General features: G+C 63.8%; 5 protein-coding genes. 2 read left to right on the top strand and 3 right to left on the bottom strand.

All coding sequences use genetic code 11. The features are described from left to right. The 3 genes from FFS27_RS27255 to fabF all read right to left on the bottom strand — a co-directional run. On the bottom strand, nucleotides 1–853 hold an 853-nt coding region (locus FFS27_RS27255; RefSeq protein WP_137952335.1), incomplete at its 3' end, for a PhzF family phenazine biosynthesis protein. 289 nt (nucleotides 854–1,142) lie between these two features. Next, on the bottom strand, nucleotides 1,143–2,060 hold the full coding sequence (locus FFS27_RS27250) for a hypothetical protein (RefSeq protein ID WP_023101405.1): 918 nt from the start codon (nucleotides 2,058–2,060) through the stop codon (nucleotides 1,143–1,145). Between the two features lie 498 nt (nucleotides 2,061–2,558). Next, nucleotides 2,559–3,827: a beta-ketoacyl-ACP synthase II gene (gene fabF, locus FFS27_RS27245; RefSeq protein WP_019485179.1), complete on the bottom strand. Its 1,269-nt coding sequence runs from the start codon at nucleotides 3,825–3,827 to the stop codon at nucleotides 2,559–2,561. A gap of 108 nt (nucleotides 3,828–3,935) precedes the next feature. On the opposite strand from fabF, the gene FFS27_RS27240 reads away from it, so the two are divergent. Continuing rightward, nucleotides 3,936–4,442, top strand: coding sequence for a winged helix-turn-helix transcriptional regulator (locus tag FFS27_RS27240; RefSeq protein ID WP_003086962.1), 507 nt, complete (start codon nucleotides 3,936–3,938; stop codon nucleotides 4,440–4,442). Between the two features lie 214 nt (nucleotides 4,443–4,656). Then, entirely contained in the window at nucleotides 4,657–5,799 is a 1,143-nt protein-coding gene (pdxB, locus tag FFS27_RS27235; RefSeq protein ID WP_023101404.1) for a 4-phosphoerythronate dehydrogenase PdxB, read from the top strand. The last annotated feature ends 3 nt before the right edge of the window (nucleotides 5,800–5,802 follow it).

The following is a 5,802-nucleotide window of genomic DNA, read 5'->3' as shown; positions in this document are numbered from 1 at the left end:
AGAGGTGTAGAAGAGACAGGAACACGACCTGCCCCGACATGCCCGGCTGCACCTCACCGCCGATCCAGATATCGCCGCCGATCTGCTCGACGCTTATCCGCCCCCGGCGACCCAAGGCCGTGCCCTGGCTCGCCGTGTAGCGCCCGGGCATGACTCCCGTGCCGATCAGCCATTGCGCCAGGCTCGCGTTGAGGCTGCCGGTAACGGGGTCTTCATTGAGTTCCTCGCCCATGAAGGCGCGCACTTCCACATCCGCCTCCGCCTGGGGACCTTGCCAGGGCGCGACCACGCCCACGTTGAGCCCGTCGAGCTTCGCGTAGTCCGGGCGAATGGCCAGGACCTCGTCACGCGTGGCCAGCCGAACGGCGACCCAGCCGGGTCCGTTGTCCACCCATTGGCTGCCGAGTACCTGCCCCGGGGACAGGCCAAGCCCGCTCTCGATCCGTCGCAACACCTCGTCTTCGACCGCTCCGCCACGAAGCAGGGGAGGCGCCGCGAACGACAGCAAGGCGCCCTTGCGGCGGATGCGGATCAGGCCCGCCAGACACTCCTGGACGATCTCGTCAGCAGCATTGCCGCCCCCCTGGTTCAGCCAGACCTGGCAGCTTCCCAGCGTCGGATGCCCGGCAAAGGGCAACTCCCGCAACGGGGTGAAGATCCTCACGCGATAGTCGGCTTCGGCAACGGTCGGCCGCAGCAGGAAGGTCGTCTCGCTCAACTGGGTCCAGGCGGCGAACTCGAGCATCTGCTGGCTGCTCAGGCGGTCGGCGCCAATCACCACGGCAACGGCGTTGCCTTTGAAGGGCTGTTCGGAGAAGACATCGACTTGCTCGAAGGGTAACGAAACCGGCATGGAACCTCCTGTTGTTGTGGCGGGGGAGGATAGGCTAGAGAGCTGCCGTCCGAAACCGGAGGGGGAACTTTCGAGGGGCTGCCGCGGGACGGTAGTTGTTTTCGTTAGGGACAGCGTGCGGTAAAAAGGGGCCAGTGTGCTCTCTTCTTCTACGGATTCCGTATTCGAAGTATCTTCGGATTTGAGCGTTAGTTGGCCGGCTTGCGGGGAGCGGCATGATGGTGGCGTGCGGGCTGGAAAATCATAAGAGCTGGCTGGTTAGAGTAGCCTAATGATTAGACTCGTTTCTCTACAGTTCTTTGTCCGACCAGCCTTCCAGTTTTGTCTGGATTACTTTGCCCTTTTCGCCTTCATTCTGAACTGATACATACTGGTAGGTTTTTTTAAGCGAGGCCCTGACGCCATTGTCAATCAATTTGAGCGTGTAGGTGGTTTTTGAATTCTCCTCATCACTGATTCTATTGCTGAGGAATTTCTGCCCATGCTTGAGTGTCGCGACGAGCTCGCGATTGCTGACGGTTGCAGTCCAGCCATTAGCTGGCGCAGGTGTGCCCATGACATATTCGTTGGCTGGATGAAAGACCGAAATTCCAGAGTCCCATCCCGCAACTTTTACTGATCCGGCATCGTGTGTCAGTGCTCCATAGATGGCGGTGAATGCCTGTAGGAAGTTTAACTGAAATTCTTTTGACTTGGCGATTGCATTTCCTTCGCTGTCGTAAAAACCTATTCCGGAGAACTTGCCCTGGTCGGCAGTGACCGTCTTGATGGGGGAGGCCATGTTGCATACGTCAAATACTATTTTTCTAAATTGCATAAGCAGTTTTGTTTTCTTTCTGAAGTCAGCGACCGCTTTCGCCACGGCCTCGGCACTGCTGCTTCCCGCCTGAGCCCCTCCACCGTGAGCAAGAATTATTGCGCCCGCATCTCCTTGAAGTGTTGACAAGTCTGGAGTGTGAATGTCTTCAGTGGCATGCCTTGTAACGGCTTCGGCCTCCAATACTTCGAAACCTTTCAAAGGCTCATCGCTATTATTCGAGAAGATTTCCTGGATATCGCTCTGCGAGCGCTTCGCAGAAAGGTGGTACCAGCCAATGAATTTGACTTCGCTTCTTGATGCATATTTGTGGTAAATGCCAAGTACGCTAGGTATTGGGCTACAGCCCTTAAGTCCAACCGTGAATATAAATACATTTTTAACTCTCATGCAAGTCTCCCTGTTTTCTGGTTGTAGTAAATGAGCCAAGAGTTTAATAGGCATGCTAGTTCAGGTCGGCGAAATTTCAAGTCGATAAGCATGGCGTTGGTCTGGTTGGGTTGGAAGGCTGGTTTTTTCTGCGAGTCCTCCCTGTGGTGGAGATTTCTTGAATCTGAAAGCCTGCGAGTTAAACCTGAAACTTTTTTCCCATGAAGAATACCAGAGCCCCTGATATTTGAGATTGTAAATAACCTTGGTAGATATTCATGGCTAGCTTGGAGCGAAAACGCTAATTGGGTGCGTTACCTAAACATTACCCTCCTGATACTTGCTCCAGATCGCTCGTAAAAGCCGTCATGATGTAACTGCCGCATCGGAAAAGACCTCATGTGTCTGAGCTCATGCTCGACATGGCCTGGCGGCGAACTGATGTCCCTCCACCAGCGGGAGCTTGGGCTGCTGGCAGAGGGCAGGCATCTGGCACGATCGCTTCCAGAGTAGGACGCGCTACACCCAGCGCCGGAACAACAGGCTGGCATTCACCCCGCCGAAGCCGAAGCCATTGGACAGCGCGTGTTCCATCGGCCAGCGCCGGGCTTCGCCGCGAACCAGGTCGAGGCCCTCGGCGTCGGTGTCGGGCGTTTCTAGGTTGAGTGTGGCGGGGGCGAGCTGGTCGCGCAGTGCCAGGACCGTGAAGATCGCCTCGATGCCGCCGGCGGCGCCCAGGAGGTGGCCGGTGGCGGATTTGGTCGCGCTGATGGCGAGCCCGCTGCCGGTGCCGAACACGGCCTCGATGGCGGCCAGTTCGCCCTTGTCGCCTACCTGGGTGGAGGTGGCGTGGGCATTCAGGTGCTGCACCGCGGCCGCTTCCACGCCGGCCTGGCGCAGCGCCTGCTGCATGGCCCGGCGGGCGCCGCTGCCATCTTCCGGCCCGGCGGTCATGTGGTAGGCGTCGGCGCTGGTGCCGTAGCCCACCAGCTCGGCGATGGGCCTGGCGCCGCGCGCCAGGGCGTGCTCCAGTTCCTCGATGACCAGTAGGCCAGCGCCTTCGCCCATGACGAAGCCGTCGCGGGCCTGGTCGAAGGGGCGCGAGGCGCGCTCGGGGCTGTCGTTGAAATCGCTGGACAGGGCGCGCGCGGCGGCGAAGCCGGCCAGGCTGACCCGGTGGATGGTCGCTTCCGCGCCGCCGCAGAGCGCCACGTCGACCTCTCCCGCGCGGATCATCCGCGCCGCGTCGCCGATGGCTTGCACGCCCGCCGCGCAGGCGGTCACCGGGGCGCCCAGCGGTCCCTTGAAGCCATGGCGGATCGACACATGGGCGGCCGCCATGTTGCAGAGAAAGGACGGGATGGTGAAGGGTGACAGGCGTCGCGGTCCCTTGCCGTCGGTGGTCCGCACCGCTTCGGCGATGGCATGGAAGCCGCCCACCCCGGAGGCGATGACGGTCGCCGTGCGCTCCTGCGCCTCGGCGCTCTGCGGCGCCCAGCCGGCCTGCGCCAGGGCCTCTTGCGCGGCGGCCAGGGCGAAGAGGATGAAGCGGTCCATCTTGCGTTGTTCCTTGGCGGCCAGCAGCAGGTCGGGATCGAAGCCGGCCTGCGGGTCCTGGGCGCGGTCGGGGACCTGGCCGCCGATGCTGATGGGCAGGTCGCCGATCAGCTCCGCCGGGAGCGTGGCGATGCCCGATTGCCCGGCCAGCAGGCGTTGCCATATGGGTTCGACTCCGCAGCCCAGCGGGCTGACCGCGCCCATGCCGGTGACGACGATACGTTTGCTCATGAGGGTCCGAGTCCTTCTGTTCCGATGGAATAGCAGTCAGTGGACGTAACTATCATCATGAAAGTAACATGCGGACCAGCACTTTGTGAGCCTCGCCAAGGAAGAACCATGCAACGCAAGACCTTCGCCGATGCCGAATGCCCCATCGCCCGCAGCCTGGAACGGGTCGGCGAATGGTGGAGCATCCTGATCATGCGCGATGCGCTACAGGGCCTGCGCCGCTTCGACGAATTTTCCCGGAGCCTGGATATCGCGCCGAACATGCTTACCCGGCGCCTGAACGCGCTGGTGGAGGCGGGCCTGCTCGAACGCCAGCCCTACAGCCAGCGTCCGCTGCGCTATCAGTACGTGCCCACGGCCAAGGGCGAGGATTTTCGCGTCGTGCTCATGGCTTTCGTCGCCTGGGGCAATCGCCACTACGCAGAGGAAGGGCAGAGCGTGCAGCTCGTCGAGCGAACAAGCGGGCGGCCGGTGCGCTCGTTCATGGCGGCTCTCGCCGATGGCCGAACGGTACCGCTGGAGCAATGCACCGTGCAGGCCGGGCCTGCCGCCAGCGAGGAAATGCGCCAGCGCCTGGCGGCCATGCCGGAGCGGAGCGAGCTACCGGCTCGATGAACGGGCTCCCTGGCGTACGCCGCCTGGTCGAGGAGGCGGACGAGGCGTTCGCGGTTCTGTTCCTTGTAGCTGGCCATCGTTCGCGGTCGTGGTTGGGAGAAACGCGATCGTCGAGGCTTGCGCATGGCGCTGGCAGGTCCGCCTCGCGAGCCGTTCGGCAACACCGCGAGCCCTCGGCCTGCTAGAGTGTGCAGCCTCGTTCGCGGAGGTCTGCATGCGTATTCTCGCCGATGAAAACATTCCCGTGGTCGACGCCTTCTTCGCCGACCAGGGCTCCATTCGCCGCTTGCCCGGGCGCGCCATCGACCGCGCGGCGCTGGCCGAGGTCGACGTGCTGCTGGTGCGCTCGGTCACCGAGGTCAGCCGCGCCGCGCTGGCCGGCTCGCCGGTGCGCTTCGTCGGCACCTGCACCATCGGCACCGACCACCTCGACCTCGACTACTTCGCCGAGGCCGGCATCGCCTGGTCCAGCGCGCCCGGCTGCAACGCCCGCGGGGTGGTGGACTACGTGCTCGGCTGCCTGCTGGCGATGGCCGAGGTGCGCGGCGCCGACCTGGCCGAACGCACCTATGGGGTGGTCGGCGCCGGGCAGGTCGGCGGGCGGCTGGTGGAGGTGCTGCGCGGGCTGGGCTGGAAAGTGCTGGTCTGCGATCCGCCGCGCCAGGTGCGCGAGCCGGACGGCGAATTCGTCTCGCTGGAACGGCTGCTGGCCGAGGCCGACGTGATCAGCCTGCACACTCCGCTGAACCGCGACGGCGAACACCCGACCCGCCACCTGCTGGATGAACCCCGCCTGGCCGCCCTGCGTCCCGGCACCTGGCTGGTCAACGCCAGCCGTGGCGCGGTGGTCGACAACCAGGCCCTGCGCCGCCTGCTCGAAGGCGGCGCCGACCTGGAAGTGGCGCTGGACGTCTGGGAAGGCGAACCGCAGGCCGACCCCGAACTGGCCGCGCACTGCCTGATCGCCACCCCGCACATCGCCGGCTACAGCCTGGAAGGCAAGCTGCGCGGCACCGCGCAGATCTACCAGGCCTACTGCGCCTGGCGCGGCATCGCCGAACGTGTGAGCCTGCAAGACGTGCTGCCGGAAACCTGGCTCGCCGGCCTGCAGCTCAACCCCGGCTGCGACCCGGTCTGGGCGCTGGCCACGCTGTGCCGCGCGGTATACGACCCGCGAAGCGACGACGCCGCCTTCCGTCGCAGCCTGACCGGCGACAGCGCCACCCGCCGCGCCGCCTTCGACGCCCTGCGCAAACACTACCCGCCGCGCCGCGAGATCACCGGCCTGCGCGTCGCCACCGGTGGACAGGCGGAGTTGCAGCGGGTGGTGCGGGCGCTGGGGGCGCAGTTGGTCTAGGAA

It is taken from the genome of Pseudomonas sp. 2VD, from assembly GCF_005503585.1.
GTDB classification, from domain to species: Bacteria; Pseudomonadota; Gammaproteobacteria; order Pseudomonadales; family Pseudomonadaceae; genus Pseudomonas; species Pseudomonas aeruginosa.
The sequence above is the reverse complement of the archived record's forward strand: the minus strand, read 5'-3'. Positions and strand labels throughout refer to the sequence as shown.

Excerpts from the sequence above, each read along its gene's own strand:
- FFS27_RS27250 (WP_023101405.1), bottom strand. The coding sequence starts at position 2,060 with ATGAGAGTTAAAAATGTATTTATATTCACGGTTGGACTTAAGGGCTGT.
- fabF (WP_019485179.1), bottom strand. The coding sequence starts at position 3,827 with ATGAGCAAACGTATCGTCGTCACCGGCATGGGCGCGGTCAGCCCGCTG.
- FFS27_RS27240 (WP_003086962.1), top strand. The coding sequence starts at position 3,936 with ATGCAACGCAAGACCTTCGCCGATGCCGAATGCCCCATCGCCCGCAGC.
- pdxB (WP_023101404.1), top strand. The coding sequence starts at position 4,657 with ATGCGTATTCTCGCCGATGAAAACATTCCCGTGGTCGACGCCTTCTTC.